The organism is Agrobacterium rosae (assembly GCF_002915175.1).
Lineage (GTDB): Bacteria > Pseudomonadota > Alphaproteobacteria > Rhizobiales > Rhizobiaceae > Agrobacterium > Agrobacterium rosae.
The window spans coordinates 542,971-560,436 of the sequence record NZ_NXEJ01000002.1; the positions used below are offsets into that span (position 1 = coordinate 542,971).

Below are 17,466 nucleotides of genomic sequence, written 5' to 3' on the forward strand. Positions count from 1 at the left end.
GGCGCGTGCTTGGGAATATTGCCAAACGTTTGCTGCACACGTTTTTCTTCCTGAGCCGCGGCATGACGATGGGCGTTCGCGCTGCCTGTTTCGACGTCCAAGGCCGGGTGTTTCTGGTTCGCCACACCTATGTCCCGGGCTGGCACATGCCGGGTGGCGGGGTAGAGCGCGGCGAGACCGGGCTTCAGGCACTGCACAAGGAAATCCGGGAGGAAGGCAACCTTGCCGCCACATCCACACCGCAGCTTTTCCATGTCTATTTCAACAACCGCACCAGTGACCGTGATCATGTGCTGTTCTACTGCCTCGACGTGACGCAGACAGAAACGAAGGTGCCGGATCGCGAGATCAGCGACAGCGGTTTTTTCCCGCTCGACGCATTACCCGAGGCAACGACGCCAGCCACCCGCAGACGCCTTGCGGAATTGGTCGGTGATGTGCAGCCGGATGATTACTGGTAGCTTCAGCTCAACCGCTCACGATCATGAGCTCTGTCGAGATCCAGCTCTGGGCCAACAGGCACGATGCCCGTCGGATTGATGGTCTTGTGGCTGCGGTAATAATGTTCCTTGATGTGGCGCATATTGACCGTCTCCGGTACGCCTGATGTCTGGTAAAGATCGCGAAGATAGCCGGTCAAGTTGGGGTAGTCGTAGATGCGGCGAATGTTGCACTTGAAGTGGCCGACATAGACAGGATCAAAACGCACCAGCGTGGTGAACAGCCGCCAGTCCGCTTCCGTCTGCTGCGAACCCAGCAGGAACCGCTTATTTTCCAAACGTTCTTCCAAGACGTCCAGCGTCTCGAAAATTTTTGTGGCGCTTTCCTCATATGCTTCCTGCGTGGTCGCGAAGCCAGCCTTGTAGACGCCGTTGTTGACGGTGTCGTAAATCAGGTCGTTGAGGGGATCGATTTCGGCGCGCAGGGCTTCAGGGTAATAATCGCTCGTCGATCCCGTCAGAGCGTTGAAGGCGCTGTTGAACATGCGGATGATATCAGCTGACTCGTTTGAGACAATTGTGTTCTGCTGCTTGTCCCACAGCACAGGCACCGTAACGCGGCCGGAATAGTGTGGGTCTGCCTTGGCGTAGACCTGCCACATGGCGGAGAAACCGAAGAGATGGTCTGACGTGGCACCCGGCGTGCGTGCGTCATCCACTTTGAACTCCCAGCCATTTTCCAGCATCAGCGGATCGACCACCGAGACGGAAATAAGGTCTTGAAGCTTTTTCAGTTTGCGGAAGATCAGCGTGCGGTGCGCCCAGGGGCAAGCGAGCGATACATACAGGTGGTAGCGATCTTTCTCAGCCTTGAATCCGCCCGTGCCGGAAGGGCCAGGCTCGCCGTCTGATGTCACCCAGTTGCGGAATTGCGAGGCGCTGCGCTTGAAATGCCCCTTGGTTTCCTTGGTGTCGTACCAAACGTCTTTCCAGACCCCCTCAACCAGCATACCCATCCGCTTGTCTCCTTATGTTGAGTTGCACTGTAGGCCATGGACACGCGCGAGCGAACCCAAAATGCAGTGAACAGTGCGTTTCATTTCACGCTCACATCACTGAATGGGCTGAGCGGCGGATTTGTTCTGGACGGGTCGGAATTTTACTGATATCCGCGTTTATCACAATTCTGAGGGAATTCTGCTTTATGACCGCAATACGGATGCTCCGACGACGCTGACGCTCATCACGCCTTCACTGGCGCAGCCGTCACATTGTCACGTCCGTATTTAACGTTCCGGTCCCCTTATGTCCAAGCACGAACTGGTCTACCTCACCGAAGACGCGTCTCACGACGCCATCATCGAACTCATCAATGAAGAAGCTTTCGGCCCCGGCCGGCACACTCGGGCCGCCGCCCGCATTCGCGAGCAAGGACCGCACGACCGGTCGATTTCCTACATTTGCGCAGATGATGGCGAGACGATTGCGTCGGTTCGCATGACCCCGGTTCTCGCCGGTGGTGTCAATGGCCACATGCTCGGGCCACTCGCCGTCCGGCCCTCCCATAAGAACCTTGGCATCGGGCGAGAATTGGTCCGCATCGCGATCGCTGCTGCCAAGCGCAAAGGTTCGGAAGCCGTCATCCTCATCGGTGATCCACCTTATTACATGCCGCTCGGCTTCGAGAAGGTGGCCTACGCGGCGCTGGATTTCCCCGGTCCTGTGGATATGAACCGGGTGCTGGTGGTGCCGTTAGCTGCTGATACGCATGAGCGGCTGAAGGGCACGATTGCCTGGCGGGACTGTAAAGAACCCATGTCATTTCTTGACGAAGAAACTACCCTAGAGCCTCTTCGTGCCACTGCCTAATAGCCGGAAACTCAGCGCTTTTCCGCCAATACTGGCTCTTTTCAAGCCGGTTTAGATGTGGCGACGCTTTCATGCGTCGCCACGGTTCATCGTTATTTATTATAAGCGTCGAAGCGATATTGCTCGCCGTTGCGGCTGATATTGCCAACACCCGGGAAGGGCAGGTGTGCTGCCGCGATAAGGTAGCCTTCCTCGGCGGCCTGTTCGAAAGCAGCAGCGCGCGTGGTTGCGGCTGTTGGCTGATCGTAATCGAAATCGATCGTCACTGCCGTATTGTCAAACTGCACGCGGTTGCCGTGGACGATATCGCCGACGAAAACGATCGTCTCACCGTTGTTCTCAAACCGGACGGCAAGGTGGCCCGGCGTGTGGCCAGGGCGCAAAGTTGCGCTAAAACCTGGCAAAATATCGTCATTGTCCTCGAACAGCTTGACGCAATTTTCTGCTTCGTATGGATCAATCGTGTCGTGCGCGCGTGCAATCTGGCCCTTGACCTTGTCCGTAGCATGAGGAGCGTCAGCAGCTCCATCCGCAAGCCAGAAGACGGCTTCCGTCTTGCCAATATGCAGCGTGGCATTCTTGAAAACGGCCTTGCCGTCCGCAATCAAGCCGCCGGTGTGATCGGCATGAATATGGGTGAGAATAACGTCATCGATGTCATCTGGTGATACGCCGAAGGTGTCCAGAGCCGATCTCAGTTTCCCAAGTGCTGGCCCATAGAGCGCACCGGAACCGGTATCGATCATGATTTTCTTGTCGTCTGTTTCCACCAGAAACGCATTCACGGACAGCTCAGCCGGAGCTTCTGGAAATTTTTCAGGTGTGGGCTGGTCGGAGCCCAGGCGGTAGAGGTTACCAATGGGTGCCGTGAGAATACCGTCGGACAATGCCGTGATGCGCGCCGTGCCCAGCGAAAACGTGAAAGGTTCAAAAGAACTGCTATCGGCCATGGAGAGCTTTCCGTAAGCTATTATTTATGAGAGTGATTTTTTGAGATAGGTCAGAGTATTCGCGTTGCCGAAATCTTCGATCTGGCCAAAAATCGTATAGCCGCATTTCTGATAAAGGCGCAAAGCGTCGGTACTCATCGTATCGATATAGGCGCCTCGGCAACCTCTTTTAAGGGCTTCTTTTTCAGCAAGATCGAGAAGTTTTGGTCCGAGACCTTTGCCCCTGATCTCTTCCGGAATGAAGAGGAGCGAGGTGTAAAGCCAACCGCGCGCTGTGTGGCCGCTCAGCCCGCCAATGATCTTATCATCGTCGTCGCGCAAGGATATGACAAGTCCCCGCCAATCGCTTGGACCGAACCGTTCCGTATTATAGGCTTTCAGCCCAGCGAGAATGGCCGCTTCGCTTTCCTTGTCGGAATCACTGATGACAATACGCGGTTCCATTACCGACCTTCACGCCACCAGAGCGCAGAAAATGCCATCAGCAGGGCGGCAAGACCTGCGAAACCTGCAAAGAGCGGCAAGGTATTTACGCCCTTCAGCACCGTTTCATCCGTCAGGCGAATGAGCATACGGTCATTGTCGGCTACGCGCACATCGCCGCGCACGGGCAGGATATCCGGCAGTACGACGCGGCCATCATCATTGACGACGCGGTGGATGCTGCCCTTCGTGGCATCGACTACCGGCTTTAACGGCTCCGTGGTCGAGATCATCGCCTTGAATTCCGGCGCGTCGACGGCACCGACATGGACCAGCGTGGTGAAATCACCATTGGTGATTTCGTAGAGGCCGGTTTCGTCCATGCGGCGTTCGATCTTGTAAAGACCGGGTTCTGTCTGCGTGAACGCCATCGTCTCGGTCTTGCCGGTTGGGAATTTCACCGTGGCATCGCCGGGATTGTCGCCGATGGTCTGGCGGGTGATTTCCAGGGTGCGGCCGTTGGCGCGGGCCGTCAGCGCTTCTTCCTCAAGCTCCGGTTCCTTCATCAGCCAATGGGCGATGCGGCGGTAGAGGCCCACATGCGGGCCGCCGCCTTCGAAGCCGCGCGCCCAGAGCCAGCCTTGGTCCGACAGCAGCATGGCAACACGGCCTTCGCCCTGACGGTTCAGCACCAGCAGCGGGTCCTGTCCGTCGCCCAGCATCACGGTCTGGCCTTGTGGCTGCTCGACGCCCACGGTGCGGAACCAGCGGCCCCATTGCGGCGGCTCTTCGCCGGAACCTTCCAGACCGCGTGTGACCGGGTGCTTCTTGCCCGCTTCAGACAGGCGCGGATAAAAGGCCGACTGATGCATTTCGCCGGTCGGCTGCGCAGGCAGCACGGAGGCCAGCGGTGTCATGGCGATGGAATCCTGCCCTGCATGTTCAGGACCGGCGGCAATCAGCAGCGCGCCGCCCTTTTCGACATATTGGGCGATGTAATCATAATAGAGGATCGGCAACACGCCGCGATGCTGGTAGCGGTCGAAGATGATGAGGTCGAAGTCCTCGATCTTGTCCACGAAGAGTTCACGCGTCGGGAAAGCGATCAGCGATAACTCGTTGATGGGCGTGCCATCCTGCTTTTCCGGCGGACGCAGAATGGTGAAGTGCACCAAGTCGACGGATGTGTCGGATTTCAGCAGGTTGCGCCATGCGCGCTCACCGGCATGCGGTTCGCCGGAAACCAGGAGAACGCGCAGGTTCTGGCGAATGCCTTCGATGACGTGAACGGCGCGGTTGTTGCTGGTGGTGACTTCGCCCGGAAGCTCTGCCACGGAAAATTCCATGACGTTGTTGCCGCCGCGCGGAACCTTGAAGCTGAAGGGCAGGGGCTGGCCGGGCGTAGCCTCAAGCGTGGCGATCTCCTCACCATTCATCTTTACCGTGACTTCCGCTTGGCCACCTTGCGCACGCCCGTCATCGAAGACGCGCAACGTCAGTTCCTGTTGCTCGTTGACGATGCCGAAGCGCGGTGCGCGCACCACTTCGATGCGCCGGTCGAACTCCTCCGCCCGACCGGTAATCAGGCCATGGATCGGGGCCTTGAAACCGAGTGTTTGCTCGATATTGGGTGTAACGTTCGGAATGTCGTGGATCTGGCCGTCGCTGAGGAAAATCGCACCACCGACGCGGGATGGCGAGACGTCGGATACTGCGGCGGCTAGCGCCGAGAACAGGTTGGTTGCAGGAGCATCGCTGTTGGGATCGTTTTCGACATCCACGATGCGCGGCTCGATGCGCGGGAAACGGGCGAGGCGCTCTTTGAGAGTGGCAAGCGCCTGATCCGTCTGTTCCGGCCGCTGTTGCACATCCTGGCTCTGTGAGCGGTCGACGATAACAGGGACGATGGTGGAGAGCGGGTCACGCTCCTCATTGGTCAGAAGCGGATTGGAAATCGCGAGCAGAAGCGCTGCGAGCGCCAGACCACGCAGCCATGCGCCACGCACGCCGCGCCACAGGCCTATGATGGCAAGGACGAAGGCGGCGACGGCCATGATGGCGATGACCATCCATGGCAGGAAGGGAGCAAAGGTCAGTGTCATGTCATTGCCCCAACCGCTGGAGGATATCGGGCACATGCACCTGATCGGCCTTGTAGTTGCCAGTCAGCATATACATCATGATGTTGACGCCGGTTCGGAAGGCGTGTTCGCGCTGCACCTCATCCGGCGGTACGGTGGGCAGCACCGGTGCGCCATTGGCATCGATGGCCCATGCGCCTGCAAAATCATTGCCGGTGATGATGATGGGCGACACACCATCGCCAGACGATGAGATGCCGGAGGTGGTCTTGGCCGCATCCTGCCGTGACTCCACCCAGAGCGGGCTGCCCGCATAGCGGCCCGGAAAATTATTCAGCAGATAGAAGGACCGTGTCAGGACATGGTCCTTCGGCACGGGTTCCAGCGGCGGAATATCGACATTGGCGAGAATTTCCTGAAGACGCTGACCGTTGGCGCTGTTGCCGCCCAGGTTTTCGACCGAGGAAAACTGGTCGCGCGTATCGAACAGCACCGTCCCGCCCGCGCGCATGTAGGCGTCGATGCGGGAGATGGCAGCGGTGGACGGCATGGGTGCCGTTGCCGAAATCGGCCAGTAGATGATGGGATAGAAGGATAGCTCATCCTTTGAGATATCCAGCCCCACCGGCTGGCCCGGCTCCAGCGTCGTGCGCCATGTCATGAATTCCGTCAGGCCCTGCAAACCTTGCTCCGAGATGCGGTCCACATCGTCTTCGCCGGTGCGCACATACGCCAGATGGGTCGTATCCAGTCGCTCGAAAATGGCCTCGTCACCCGGTTTCGGGTCGTCGGCGCGTGCTGTATTCGGCGAGAAGACCATAAGGCCTGCCGCAAAGGTCAGTATGATCGCAGCAGCAGATGAACGACCGCGAGGCATACGCGAAAAGACGCCATTCATGAAGAGAACGATGAGCGTATCGGCAAAGAGCATCAGGAGGGCCGCAATGAAGAGGGCAGGGCGTAGCGATTTCGCGGCTTCACCGACAAGGCCTTCCCGGGTGGTGGCGGTTCCTGCAAGCGCAGTGTCAATCGGACGCAGCGTCGCGCCGGGCGGCAGAAGGTTGAGCGCGACGAAACCGGATTCCGTGCCGTAGAGGCCGGGCGGGTTATCGAAGCTCGCGCGGGGCGACTGACCCGGCTTTGCCTCCAGCGGACGGGCGGTGCCGATTTCCGGAGACAGTGAACCTGTTGCGGTCAGCAGGCGGTAAGGTGGCAGGGCCGCAGCAGGTGCATTGGCAGAGGTGGATGAGCCCCCGACCTGCGAGAGTTGGACGATCCGGCGCAGCATTTCCACGAAATGGCCGGAGATCGGCAGATCCGACCAACTGGCTTCGGCGCTGACATGGAACAGCACGATGCGGCCTGCATCGACATTGCGGGTAGTGACCAGCGGCGTGCCATCGGCAAGGCTTGCCCATGTACGCTCAGCCAAATCAGGTGTCGGTTCGGCCAGAACCTGGCGCTTGATGTGAATGCCATCTGCCTTCGGCATGCCAGCAAAGGGGCCGAAATTTGGGAAATCCGCCAGTGGCTGAGGCTCAGCCCATGACAGGGCACCGCCCAGCGCGCGCTCGCCCTGGCGCAAGGTTACCGGCACCAGAGGATCATCAGCCGGGGCGGCGGCAAGGCGCGGGCCCGCGAAGCGGATGAGCGTGCCGCCGCGCGACAACCAGCGCTCGATAGGCGCATAGGTCTCCTGCGGCAGGCGACCGATATCGGCCATGACGATGACGGATGGATTGGATTGCAGCAGTTCCGGAATGGCGACCGCCAGATCGGCCTGCCGTTGTGGCACCAGATCGACATAGGGCTGAAGCGCACGGCTGATGTAGAACAGCGGCTGGAGTAAGGGCTGGAAATCATTGCCGGTTTCGCCTGCCAGCAGCGCCACGCGACGACGGCGGAAACCATCATCCAGCAGATGAGTCGAGCCTGCGGTGGACAGCCGGTCGATGGACAGGCGGGCGAAATCATTGCGCAGCTCAAAGGGCGCACTCAGCACGGCGGTGGTTTCTGCGGTGCCGGGTGCGAAGGTGGCGTTATCGCTGGCGAGAATGCGGCCCTGGCTGTCCTGCGCATTGATGGTGAGGTTGGCGGGGCCGCTGGTTTCGAGGCGGGACAGCGAAACGGTCATGGTTTCCGCACCGTTTTCAGCACCTGTTATCGCAGTAATCGCCTGCCCGTCGCCTTGGACCACGCGAAATTCCGAGGCTTTCATATTGGCGAGGCTGCTCAGTGCGGCCTGGTCGCTGGGGGTTGCCACGCCATCGGTGATATAGGCCAAGGTGCCCGGAGCTGCGCCGTTCATGGCTTCACTCACGGCTTGCGCGGCGCGGACGCGGTCCGGCACCAGAGGCTGTGGCTTGGCTGCGGCCAGCTTTTCCAGTGCGGCGGCTGTCGTGCCGGGCTCGGCATCGTGGTCGCGGTCTGCGGTGAAGGTAATGGAAACGGGGCGTTCTGCTCGTTCTGCATCCCCGATCAGAGCTTCGACCGTGCGCACGCGACGGTCCCACTCCGGCGCTGCCGCCCAGCCATTGTCCACGATCAGGACCAGCGGGCCGCTACCCGCCAGCGTGTTGTTGCGAGGGTTGATGACGGGATCTGCCAGCGCGAAAATGACGGCGGCCGCAAGGAGCATTCGCAGCAACGTGAGCCACCACGGGCTCTTGGAGGGCGTTTCTTCGCGCTTCAATACCGTTGCGAGAATGCGCAGCGGCGGAAAGACTTCCGCCTTCGGGCGCGGCGGTGTCAACCGCAGCAGCCACCAGATGGCGGGCAGCGCCAGCAGGCCGAGCAGAATAAAGGGGCTGGTGAAAACGAAGGGCAGGGCGCTCATGTCCGGCCTCCGTTCTTGCCGGCCACCGGTGCGCCGGAGAGATACATGTGCATGGCAACCAGCGCTTCGGATGCCAGATGGTCGGTGCGGTGGAACACGAAGTTCCAGCCCATACGACGAAGCGACGAGGACATGGCGTCCCGACGTGCCAGATAGGCGCGGGTGTAATCGTCGCGAATGGTTTCGGCGCGGCCGGAGGTCAGCTTCTCGCCGGTTTCCGGGTCGGAAAACTCTGTGCGACCGCTATAGGGAAAGACCTCTTCGGCAGGGTCCGCAATTTCCACCACATGGCCGCGCAGACCACGGCGGGCAAGCGGTGAGATGCGCTCCATGACGACAGTCGCGTCATCGAGAAAATCGCCGATCAGGACGATGTCGCTGGAGCCACGGATCATCGACGTATCCGGCAGGCCGGTGGTGGCGGGCGCGTGCATGATGGCGGTTGCCAGGCGCTCGGCGGCGTTGCGGGCGGAAACGGGCTCCATGATGCCGGGGCAACCGATACGCTCGCCGGAGCGAGCCAGAATTTCCGCCAGCGCCAGCATCAACACCAGCGCGCGGCTTTCCTTGGAGACGGAACCGAGTGTGGATTTGAACATCATCGATGGTGACAGATCGGCCCAGAGCCAGATGGTGTGGGCGGCTTCCCATTCCCGGTCGCGGACATAGGTATGGTCATCGCGGGCAGAGCGGCGCCAGTCGATGCGCGACAGGCTTTCGCCATCCGCATAGGGCCGGAACTGCCAGAAATTTTCGCCGATGCCGCGTTTGCGGCGGCCATGCCAGCCTGCTGTCACGGTATTGGCAATGCGTTTTGCCTCGACCATGCAATCCGGCACCAGGGCGGCACGCTGTCGGGCACGGGCAAGCACGTCACTGCCGGGCGTTTGCTCTACGATCTGGCCGATGGATGCCACATGCACTCCTTAAAATCCGACCCCTGAATGGTCAGTTCTTGGCCTGCTCCACGAGGCCCGCAATAACGTCGCGAACCGACATGCCTTCCGCGCGGGCTGCAAATGTCAGCGCCATGCGGTGTTCCAGAACAGGCTCTGCCAGCGCATAGATATCATCCAGCGATGGCGCGAGACGGCCTTCGTAAAGGGCACGGGCGCGGGCTGTCAGCATCAGTGACTGACCGGCACGCGGTCCCGGTCCCCATGCAACGTTCTTGTCGGTCAATTTGTTGCCATGGCCGGGGCGGGCGGAACGCACCAGCGCCAGGATGGCATCCACGACCTTGTCGCTAACAGGCATCTGGCGAATGAGCGTCTGGATTTCAACAAGGCGATCGCCTTCGATCATGCGGCGGGCTTCACCTGACGCTGTGCCTGTCGTGTCGAGCAGAATCTGACGTTCGGCGGCAAGATCGGGGTAATCGACATCGACCTGAAGCAGGAAGCGGTCGAGCTGTGCTTCCGGCAACGGATAGGTACCTTCCTGCTCCAACGGGTTCTGGGTGGCCAGAACGTGGAAGGGCTTAGGCAAGTCGAAACGCTGGCCGGCAACGGTAATGTGATATTCCTGCATGGCCTGCAGCAGAGCAGACTGGGTGCGCGGGCTGGCACGGTTGATTTCATCCGCCATCAAAAGCTGCCCGAAGATCGGTCCCTTGATGAAGCGGAACGAGCGGCGACCGCTTTCATCCTGATCCATGACTTCGGAGCCGAGAATATCCGACGGCATGAGGTCGGGCGTGAACTGGATGCGGTTGGCATCGAGCCCAAGAACTGTGCCGAGTGTGGTGACGAGCTTCGTTTTAGCGAGGCCGGGAACGCCGATCAGCAGCGCATGGCCGCCGGACAGAATGGCGAGAAGCGTGTTCTGCACCACCTTTTCCTGACCGAAGATGACTTTGGAAACTTCCGCCCGGATGGCGGCGATATCCGACAGCGCCTTTTCGGCGGCGGCAATAATCGCCTTTTCGTCGAGGGTTTCGCTGGTATTCATAATGCCCATATCGCTCTCCTCAAACTAAGCCGCTGCTCTCGTCTCGTGACCGGTCAACAATCGCATACAGGACGCATTTGGCGCTGCCTATAGCTTATTGTCATCCAGCCCGCTGACAAGCATCCTTCGAATGACTATCTCGTTACCTATGTCAGGGACTTCAATAGGTGACAAAGCAGGGCTCGAATATGGCGGTTGAGACGATAAATTCGGCGAAAGACGCAGCAGGGCTTGCCGCGATGATTTCCCATGCAGCCGAACAGACGGGCGATAAAAGCCGAGGAGCTGCCCCTGTCGAGCGCTGGAACCCGCCCTTTTGCGGCGATCTGGACATGGAAATCCGCGCCGATGGCACATGGTTCTACATGGGCACGCCCATTGGCCGCGCCCCGCTGGTGCGGCTGTTTTCCACCGTTTTGCGCAAAGATGAGGACGGCAAGACCTACCTCGTAACACCTGTGGAAAAAGTCGGCATCCGCGTCGTGGACGCGCCTTTCATTGCTGTCGAGATGAATGTGGGTGAAAAAGACGGCGCACCGCTTCTGACCTTCCGCACGAATGTCGGCGATGTGGTGGAAGTTGGTGCCGAACACCTGCTGCGTTTCGAGATCAGTGGTGAAAACAAGGAGTTGAAGCCCTATCTTCTCGTTCGTGGACGGCTGGAGGCGCTTGTCTCGCGTGCGGTGATGTATGATCTGGTGGAACTGGGTGAAGTGATTGAGATCGATGGGAAAGAGATGTTTGCCGTGCGCTCTGGCGGGCAGGTGTTTGCCATCATGCCAGCAGCTGAATTAAGTGAATTGTCGAAATGATATTATCCGCCTTGCAGACCCTCCAATTCTCCTCATTCCTGTGCTTGTCACAGGAATCCAGTTGCTGCGCGTCTGCGCAGCGTGACGAGTCTTTCAGCCCAGGACTGGGCTGGCTAGATTCCTGTGACAAGCACAGGAATGAGGAAACTTTTGGTGGCGTTGTCAGCCATGCATGATCTTTTAGCTTTTTCCGCCGCCGATTTCCGGCGTCGCGTGCTTTCGGATGGTGAAGGCGTGGCCGAGCGCGAGGACGCGGATCACGGCGATCATGTTCTTAATCCCGGTGTGCGACTAACGGGAGAAGGCATTCGCCTGAAAGATGCCGCCGTACTTGTGCCGGTGGTGGATTACGGCGATGAGGCGCGGGTGATTTTTACGCAGCGCACGGCGACGCTTCGAAAACATTCCGGCCAGATTTCCTTTCCCGGGGGTGGAATCGACAAGGAAGATCGCTCGCCTGAGGATGCCGCCCTTCGTGAGACGGAAGAGGAAATCGGTCTATCCCGTTCTTATGTCGAAACGGTAGGGAGATTGCCGGATTATATTTCCGGCACGGGTTTCCGTATCAAACCGGTGCTTTCAGTCGTCAAGCCCGGCTTCGACCTCACGCTCAACCCGACCGAGGTGGACGAAGTCTTCGAGGTGCCTTTGTCGTTTTTGATGAACCCTGATAACCACCAGCGCGGCAGCCGTATCTTTCAGGGGAGGGAGCGGTTTTTCTACGAAATGCCCTATGGCGAGCGCTACATTTGGGGCATTACGGCGGGCATTATGCGCAGCATTTACGAGAGGTTCTATTCATGAGCAACATTGCCGATCAGGACTGGTTTTCCAAACCAAATCTCCAGCGGATTTTGGCGCTTTTGAATGCCGATGGCGGTGAAGCGCGCATCGTCGGCGGTGCCGTGCGCAATGCGCTGATGGGCATGCCCGTGGGCGATATCGACATGGCAACGACACTGCCGCCGCAGGATGTGGTCGAGCGAGCGAAAGAAGCAGGCATCAAGGCGGTGCCGACCGGCATCGAACACGGCACGGTGACATTGATTCTCGATGGCGAGGGTTTCGAAGTCACCACCTTGCGCCGTGACGTGGAGACCGACGGTCGCCACGCACAAGTGGCCTTCGGCACCGATTGGACCGAAGACGCCGAGCGACGGGACCTCACCATCAATGCGCTTTATGCCGACGCCTCTGGCGAAGTGATCGACCTGATCGGCGGTTTGGCGGATATCGAGAAGCGCAATGTCCGTTTCATCGGCGACGCTGATCGGCGCATTGCTGAGGACTATCTTCGTATTTTGCGGTTCTTCCGCTTCTTCGCGCATTACGGCTCCGGACGTCCGGATGCGGACGGCCTGCGGGCGAGTGCGCGCGCCAAGGACAAGATTTCGACGCTGTCTGCCGAGCGCGTCTGGAGCGAGATGAAGAAGCTGCTGGCCGCAGATGATCCATCGCGCGCGCTGTTGTGGATGCGCCAGTCCGGCGTTTTGACCCAAGTTCTGCCGGAAACGGAAAAGTGGGGCATTGACGCCATTCACGGACTGGTCGCAGCCGAGCAGGCGCTTAGCTGGAAGCCGGACGCGCTGATGAGGCTTGCCGCCATTGTTCCATCGGATGTAGAGCGGATAAGTGCGATGACGTCGCGGCTGCGTATGTCGAAAGCAGAGGCCAAGCGTCTGATACAGTGGGCATCCGCTCCGACAATCGATCCCGCTATCACCGACGCTGCATTTGATCGCCTGCTTTACCGGCAAGGCGTGGACGGTGTGATCATGCGGCTGAGATTGGCCTTGGCGGCGGCACGTGCCGATGTCTCGGCAGGCGAGGCTGCAATGCAGAAAATCGCCCGGCTTTCCGCCATCCTGTCGCGCGCAGAGAAATTTGAAAAACCGCATTTCCCTCTAACCGGTGCTGATATTGTTGCAGCCGGGGTATCTCCCGGTCCGCGCGTGGGAGAGATTTTGGGCGCACTTGAAGAAAAATGGATTGAGTTCAACTTCTCATTGGACCGGGCAGCGCTGGCCGCCCGGCTTGAGGCTCTGTTGGAAAATCAGGCCTGAAGTTTGTTTTCGTCGTGAATACGTCGCTTGATGTTTTCGACCATGTTTTCACGAATTGCGGTTTCACCATGCGCCTGGCGCATATGGTCCACGGTTCGGCGCACGACTTCGGCATCCTCGTCTGCGCGTGTGTGCCACTCGCAACCCGGCACCAGGGTTCCACATTCGAACAGTCTCATATTGGCCTCCCATTATGAAAATTCAAAGCAGAGCCCCATTTTTGAAGCTCTGCTTTGATAACTAATAAACGGGAAATAAGGACTTATGTTCCGGGTAACCCTTATTCGGGGTGTGCCCAGCAATGGAAGACCGATGATGTCGCCGCTGCCGGTACCCGGCTTGTTTCGACCTTGTCATCGTTCGCAGCAGCTTCGTTGGCAAGCTTACGCTTGACCTGCTCCACGTAAAAGGAATGCGGCAATTCGCGATCTCCGGTGGCGCGCATTTCTGCTGCCAGACGATCGATCAATTCGGATGTTGGTATGGCCCGTGATTGGTCGCGACCAATCGTGGAAATAGGCATGCTGTTCAGTGTCGTCATGACGATAGCTCCTCCACTCCATCAACGGCTTGGAGACTATCACCGGCTTTGTTTTTTAATAAGAGCTAATTTTCCAAAATGAGGGCTCACACAGTCATAAAAAGCCAAACTTTTCGTGAGCGTCAGGGCCAGCGGACCACAGGCGGAAGAGATGACAGAATGGAATCGACATTGCCGCCGGTCTTGAGGCCAAAAATCGTGCCGCGATCGTAGAGCAGATTGAATTCGACGTAGCGACCACGGCGAATCAACTGCTCATCCCGGTCCTCTTCCGTCCATGGCTGGTTGAAATTGCCACGCACGATTTTGGGGTAGGCCAGATTGAAAGCGCGGCCCACATCCTGCACAAAGGCAAAGTTGGCGTCCCAGCCGCCCTTTTCCTCATCCGGGTGCAGCCAGTCGAAGAAGATGCCGCCGATGCCGCGCGCTTCGTTGCGGTGCTTCAAAAAGAAATACTCGTCGCACCACTGCTTATAGCGTGGATAATCGGCCACCGCATGGCGATTGCAGGTGATTTCGAAGACGCGGTGGAAGATTTGCGTGTCTGTGTCTTCCTGTGTGCGACGTCGGTTGAGAACCGGAGTCAAATCCGCACCGCCGCCAAACCAGTGGCTGGAGGTGACGACCATGCGTGTGTTCATATGCACGGCGGGAACGTTGGGATTGACCGGGTGGGCTATCAGAGAAATGCCGGAGGCCCAGAAACGTGGGTCTTCCTCCGCGCCCGGTATCTGGCCGCGAAACTCCGGCGAGAACTCGCCATGGACGGTGGAAGTATGGACGCCGACCTTCTCGAAGACCCGGCCCTCCATCATCGACATGATGCCACCACCGCCTTCGCCGTCATCACGCTGCCATTCCTTGCGCACGAAACGCCCCGGCTCCTGATCGGCCAGCGGACCCTGCAATTCGTCCTCGATGGTTTCGAAGGAGGCAATAATCGTGTCGCGAAGGCTCTCGAACCAGGCTTTGGCCAGCGCCTTCTTGTCTTCGATGTCGTCGGGCAAGCCCTTCGGCAAATCTGGCCGTTCCATATCCGATGTCCTTCCGGTCGAATCGCTGCGTTTCTTCCGGTTTAACAGCCCTGCGGCACAGACACAAAACTGAATTGTGGAAGAGTGCGATGTTGACACAACGGCTTGGTGGTTCAATAGTGGGTATTACCTTTGTATACCCGAGGATTTTTCATGCCCGGACCCCATCCCGTTGCGGTCAAGCTCGATCCTGATGTCCACGCCCGAATGCGCAAGCTGGCCGAGACGCAGCATCGTTCCACCCACTATCTGATGCGGGAGGCCATCGCTCAATATGTCGAGCGGGAAGAAAAGCGTGAGACGTTTCGGCAAGAGGCCTTGGTTGCATGGTCCGCTTATCAGGAAAATGGCCTTCATCTAAAACAGGATGAGGCGGATGACTGGCTTGCCAAGCTTGAAGCCGGGCAAGACGTGGAACCGCCTGAATGCCACAACTGATCTGGACGCCCGAGGCGCTGGCTGCCGTTCAGCGCTGCTATCGTTTTCTCGCGCACAAGAACCCAGATGCGGCATCACGCGCCGTAAAAGCGATTCGTGACCAAATGCGTATTGTTGAGGCCCACCCAGCTATCGGACGGCCCGCCGATAAAATGGCATCCGAGTTTCGGGAACTTTTGATTCCGTTCGGTGAGAGTGGCTACGTCGCCCTCTACAGACAGGATGGTGATCTGGTGGTCGTATTGGCCATCCGGCACCAAAGCGAGGCAGGGTATTTTTGAACGTGAGTTGAGCAAGCATCTCAATGGAATGCTGTAGCACTCAATTCCTACTATCTGCCGCCCGCAGCCGGCTGTCACCAAGGACGCCACCTTCATCCAGGATAGGATGCGCCACGGAGACGATGTGTGCGTTGATGCGCTTGAGGTCACGCAGCATGTCCAGATGCAGCGAACTGGTTTGCAGGCTCTGGGTCAATCCGTCGCGCAGGCGCTCCAGATGACGACCGGATGATCGCTTTTCCAGTCGCCTGATATCGTCCTTGATCTCCATCAGGTGGCGGGCGAGATCGAAATCACCGGTCACGAAAATGCTCTGGGCAGCGCGCAGGTTCTCGATGGTCATGTCGAACAGGGTTTTCAGTTCGTCATAGCCTTCGTCGGAAAACTTGAAGCCATTGACGATCTTCTTGCGGATCTGTTCGCAGAGACCTTTTTCGATGATATCGCCGATATGCTCGAGGTTGATGGCATAGTCTATGATGGTGATCGACCGGCGCGCATCGTCCTCTTGCAGCCCTTTGCGGCCGAGTTGGGAGAGATAAATCTTCACGTCCTGCTGCAGCCTATCGACCTTCTGTTCCAGCACGATAATTTCGGCAAGGGGGGAAAGATCGTTGTGCTTGAAGGCGTTTTCGGCCCTGATCAGCATGCGCTCGATCGTGTCTCCGACGACGAGAACTTCACGCGTGGCGTTGGCAAGCGCCACAACCGGCGTGTCCAGTGCGGACGCGTCGAGAAAACGCGGGCTTTCGTCGGTGCCCGGATCGTCCGGAACCATCTTGGCCATCATGTTCGACACGAGTCCGGAGAACGGCCACGCGATTGCTGCGAGCGCCAGGTTGAAGATCAGATGTGCATCCACCGGCAGCATGGCTTTGGCAAGCGGAAGCTGCTGCAGCAACATGGCACCATAACCTGCCAAAGGCAGGGCAATCGCACAGCCTGCGGCCCGCACGAGAAGATTGCCGATGGTGATCCGGCGGGACGATGCCGGGCCTGACAGGGTCGCGATGACAGGCGGGATCGCGCCACCCAGATTTGCGCCAAGAATGAGAACGATGATCAGCCCGGTGGACAGAATGTCAGCCGAGGCCAGCGACAAGATGAGGACAACCACCGCAAGGCTGGAAGAGGAGACGAATGCGAGCGCTGCCGAAAGCAAGAGAGCGACGGGCCATGCATCATCCAGCAGGCCTATGAATGCACCCAGAGCCGGTGAATCGCGCATCGGTTCGGTCGCATTGCTGAGCAGATGCAGGGAAAGCAGCATCAGGCCCACACCCACCAGTGCCGTGCCGCCGCCTTGACGGGCCGTGGAAGAGCCCTTGCGAACAATAATGCCGGTGATGATCAGCAGCGGCGACAACCACGCAACGCCGGTTGCGAAAATCCATGCGGTCACGGCGGTACCGATATTGGCGCCCAGCAGAACGATTTGCGCCATGCGCGGGCGAATGAGATCACGCTCTGCGAAGGAAGCGACGGTCAGGGCGGTGGCTGTGGAACTTTGCAAGGCGATGGTGGCGAGAAAACCGGATAGAAAAGACCGGGGGCCGCTTTTTGTACCGGTTGCCAGGACGATGCGGAGCTTGACGCCGAAAGCGCGGGTTACGCCATCCTTGACTTGAGCGAGGCCGAAAAGCAGCAGCGCGACAGCGCCCAAGAGATTGACGATGGTGATGGTGGATTGCATGCTGGTCGCCCTCCGTCCGTCAGTATTCTGAGTTTGAACGCCGTTCCTTGCCCGA

18 protein-coding genes are annotated in these 17,466 nt (G+C 58.8%); 7 read left to right on the forward strand and 11 right to left on the reverse strand.

Annotation, left to right across the window (positions count from 1 at the left end):
* Positions 1–62: 62 nt before the first annotated feature.
* The gene (locus CPJ18_RS05355) at positions 63–461 is read left to right on the forward strand and encodes an NUDIX domain-containing protein (protein ID WP_103657392.1); all 399 of its coding nucleotides are present in this window, start codon (positions 63–65) and stop codon (positions 459–461) included.
* 2 nt (positions 462–463) lie between these two features.
* Here CPJ18_RS05355 and CPJ18_RS05360 read toward each other — a convergent pair whose 3' ends face one another.
* Positions 464–1,456 carry a glutathione S-transferase family protein gene (locus tag CPJ18_RS05360; RefSeq protein WP_103657279.1) on the reverse strand — a complete coding sequence of 331 codons (993 nt, stop codon included), beginning with the start codon at positions 1,454–1,456 and terminating at the stop codon, positions 464–466.
* Positions 1,457–1,745: 289 nt separating this feature from the next.
* Between CPJ18_RS05360 and CPJ18_RS05365 the strand changes: the two genes are divergently transcribed.
* Positions 1,746–2,309, forward strand: coding sequence for a GNAT family N-acetyltransferase (locus CPJ18_RS05365; protein ID WP_103657280.1), 564 nt, complete (start codon positions 1,746–1,748; stop codon positions 2,307–2,309).
* Between the two features lie 92 nt (positions 2,310–2,401).
* Here CPJ18_RS05365 and CPJ18_RS05370 read toward each other — a convergent pair whose 3' ends face one another.
* The 6 genes from CPJ18_RS05370 to CPJ18_RS05395 are packed head-to-tail and all read right to left on the reverse strand — an operon-like array spanning position 2,402 to position 10,558.
* On the reverse strand, positions 2,402–3,259 hold the full coding sequence (locus tag CPJ18_RS05370) for an MBL fold metallo-hydrolase (RefSeq protein ID WP_103657281.1): 858 nt from the start codon (positions 3,257–3,259) through the stop codon (positions 2,402–2,404).
* A 24-nt stretch (positions 3,260–3,283) separates the two neighbouring features.
* The gene (locus tag CPJ18_RS05375; protein ID WP_103657282.1) at positions 3,284–3,703 is read right to left on the reverse strand and encodes a GNAT family N-acetyltransferase; all 420 of its coding nucleotides are present in this window, start codon (positions 3,701–3,703) and stop codon (positions 3,284–3,286) included.
* Positions 3,703–5,784 carry a hypothetical protein gene (locus CPJ18_RS05380; protein ID WP_103657283.1) on the reverse strand — a complete coding sequence of 694 codons (2,082 nt, stop codon included), beginning with the start codon at positions 5,782–5,784 and terminating at the stop codon, positions 3,703–3,705. The genes CPJ18_RS05375 and CPJ18_RS05380 overlap by 1 nt, the downstream gene beginning before the upstream one ends.
* Before the next feature lies 1 nt (position 5,785).
* Positions 5,786–8,599: a DUF4159 domain-containing protein gene (locus CPJ18_RS05385; RefSeq protein ID WP_103657284.1), complete on the reverse strand. Its 2,814-nt coding sequence runs from the start codon at positions 8,597–8,599 to the stop codon at positions 5,786–5,788.
* Positions 8,596–9,516 (reverse strand): DUF58 domain-containing protein, encoded by a 921-nt coding sequence (locus CPJ18_RS05390; protein WP_103657285.1) that lies wholly within the window; start codon positions 9,514–9,516, stop codon positions 8,596–8,598. Before CPJ18_RS05390 ends, CPJ18_RS05385 begins: the two co-directional genes overlap by 4 nt.
* A gap of 31 nt (positions 9,517–9,547) precedes the next feature.
* The gene (locus tag CPJ18_RS05395) at positions 9,548–10,558 is read right to left on the reverse strand and encodes an AAA family ATPase (RefSeq protein ID WP_077106457.1); all 1,011 of its coding nucleotides are present in this window, start codon (positions 10,556–10,558) and stop codon (positions 9,548–9,550) included.
* Between the two features lie 179 nt (positions 10,559–10,737).
* Here CPJ18_RS05395 and CPJ18_RS05400 point away from each other — a divergent pair, with 179 nt between their 5' ends.
* From CPJ18_RS05400 to CPJ18_RS05415, 3 genes are all read left to right on the forward strand, one after another.
* Positions 10,738–11,361, forward strand: coding sequence for a DUF1285 domain-containing protein (locus CPJ18_RS05400; protein WP_103657286.1), 624 nt, complete (start codon positions 10,738–10,740; stop codon positions 11,359–11,361).
* A 168-nt stretch (positions 11,362–11,529) separates the two neighbouring features.
* Complete coding sequence (locus CPJ18_RS05410) at positions 11,530–12,165, forward strand: NUDIX hydrolase (protein WP_103657288.1); 636 nt, start codon at positions 11,530–11,532, stop codon at positions 12,163–12,165.
* The gene (locus CPJ18_RS05415) at positions 12,162–13,424 is read left to right on the forward strand and encodes a CCA tRNA nucleotidyltransferase (protein WP_103657289.1); all 1,263 of its coding nucleotides are present in this window, start codon (positions 12,162–12,164) and stop codon (positions 13,422–13,424) included. The genes CPJ18_RS05410 and CPJ18_RS05415 overlap by 4 nt, the downstream gene beginning before the upstream one ends.
* Here CPJ18_RS05415 and CPJ18_RS05420 read toward each other — a convergent pair.
* From CPJ18_RS05420 to hemF, 3 genes are all read right to left on the reverse strand, one after another.
* A complete protein-coding gene (locus tag CPJ18_RS05420) occupies positions 13,415–13,603 on the reverse strand; it encodes a DUF1059 domain-containing protein (protein WP_077106454.1) in 189 nt (62 codons plus the stop codon). The two genes, CPJ18_RS05415 and CPJ18_RS05420, sit on opposite strands and share 10 nt — an antisense overlap.
* Before the next feature lie 101 nt (positions 13,604–13,704).
* Positions 13,705–13,965, reverse strand: a complete 261-nt coding sequence (locus CPJ18_RS05425) for a hypothetical protein (RefSeq protein WP_077106453.1) — start codon at positions 13,963–13,965, stop codon at positions 13,705–13,707.
* A gap of 122 nt (positions 13,966–14,087) precedes the next feature.
* Positions 14,088–14,999: an oxygen-dependent coproporphyrinogen oxidase gene (gene hemF, locus CPJ18_RS05430; RefSeq protein WP_077117684.1), complete on the reverse strand. Its 912-nt coding sequence runs from the start codon at positions 14,997–14,999 to the stop codon at positions 14,088–14,090.
* Positions 15,000–15,152: 153 nt separating this feature from the next.
* On the opposite strand from hemF, the gene CPJ18_RS05435 reads away from it, so the two are divergent.
* Entirely contained in the window at positions 15,153–15,437 is a 285-nt protein-coding gene (locus CPJ18_RS05435; protein ID WP_103657290.1) for a CopG family ribbon-helix-helix protein, read from the forward strand.
* Positions 15,425–15,718: a type II toxin-antitoxin system RelE/ParE family toxin gene (locus CPJ18_RS05440; protein WP_103657291.1), complete on the forward strand. Its 294-nt coding sequence runs from the start codon at positions 15,425–15,427 to the stop codon at positions 15,716–15,718. The genes CPJ18_RS05435 and CPJ18_RS05440 overlap by 13 nt, the downstream gene beginning before the upstream one ends.
* Positions 15,719–15,758: 40 nt before the next feature.
* Here CPJ18_RS05440 and CPJ18_RS05445 read toward each other — a convergent pair whose 3' ends face one another.
* Entirely contained in the window at positions 15,759–17,411 is a 1,653-nt protein-coding gene (locus CPJ18_RS05445; RefSeq protein ID WP_103657292.1) for a Na/Pi cotransporter family protein, read from the reverse strand.
* Positions 17,412–17,466 lie beyond the last annotated feature (55 nt).

Coding starts and splice junctions, on each gene's coding strand:
- CPJ18_RS05355 (WP_103657392.1), top strand. CDS start 63: ATGACGATGGGCGTTCGCGCTGCCTGTTTCGACGTCCAAGGCCGGGTG.
- CPJ18_RS05360 (WP_103657279.1), bottom strand. CDS start 1,456: ATGGGTATGCTGGTTGAGGGGGTCTGGAAAGACGTTTGGTACGACACC.
- CPJ18_RS05365 (WP_103657280.1), top strand. CDS start 1,746: ATGTCCAAGCACGAACTGGTCTACCTCACCGAAGACGCGTCTCACGAC.
- CPJ18_RS05370 (WP_103657281.1), bottom strand. CDS start 3,259: ATGGCCGATAGCAGTTCTTTTGAACCTTTCACGTTTTCGCTGGGCACG.
- CPJ18_RS05375 (WP_103657282.1), bottom strand. CDS start 3,703: ATGGAACCGCGTATTGTCATCAGTGATTCCGACAAGGAAAGCGAAGCG.
- CPJ18_RS05380 (WP_103657283.1), bottom strand. CDS start 5,784: ATGACACTGACCTTTGCTCCCTTCCTGCCATGGATGGTCATCGCCATC.
- CPJ18_RS05385 (WP_103657284.1), bottom strand. CDS start 8,599: ATGAGCGCCCTGCCCTTCGTTTTCACCAGCCCCTTTATTCTGCTCGGC.
- CPJ18_RS05395 (WP_077106457.1), bottom strand. CDS start 10,558: ATGGGCATTATGAATACCAGCGAAACCCTCGACGAAAAGGCGATTATT.
- CPJ18_RS05400 (WP_103657286.1), top strand. CDS start 10,738: ATGGCGGTTGAGACGATAAATTCGGCGAAAGACGCAGCAGGGCTTGCC.
- CPJ18_RS05410 (WP_103657288.1), top strand. CDS start 11,530: ATGCATGATCTTTTAGCTTTTTCCGCCGCCGATTTCCGGCGTCGCGTG.
- CPJ18_RS05415 (WP_103657289.1), top strand. CDS start 12,162: ATGAGCAACATTGCCGATCAGGACTGGTTTTCCAAACCAAATCTCCAG.
- CPJ18_RS05420 (WP_077106454.1), bottom strand. CDS start 13,603: ATGAGACTGTTCGAATGTGGAACCCTGGTGCCGGGTTGCGAGTGGCAC.
- CPJ18_RS05425 (WP_077106453.1), bottom strand. CDS start 13,965: ATGACGACACTGAACAGCATGCCTATTTCCACGATTGGTCGCGACCAA.
- hemF (WP_077117684.1), bottom strand. CDS start 14,999: ATGGAACGGCCAGATTTGCCGAAGGGCTTGCCCGACGACATCGAAGAC.
- CPJ18_RS05435 (WP_103657290.1), top strand. CDS start 15,153: ATGCCCGGACCCCATCCCGTTGCGGTCAAGCTCGATCCTGATGTCCAC.
- CPJ18_RS05440 (WP_103657291.1), top strand. CDS start 15,425: ATGCCACAACTGATCTGGACGCCCGAGGCGCTGGCTGCCGTTCAGCGC.
- CPJ18_RS05445 (WP_103657292.1), bottom strand. CDS start 17,411: ATGCAATCCACCATCACCATCGTCAATCTCTTGGGCGCTGTCGCGCTG.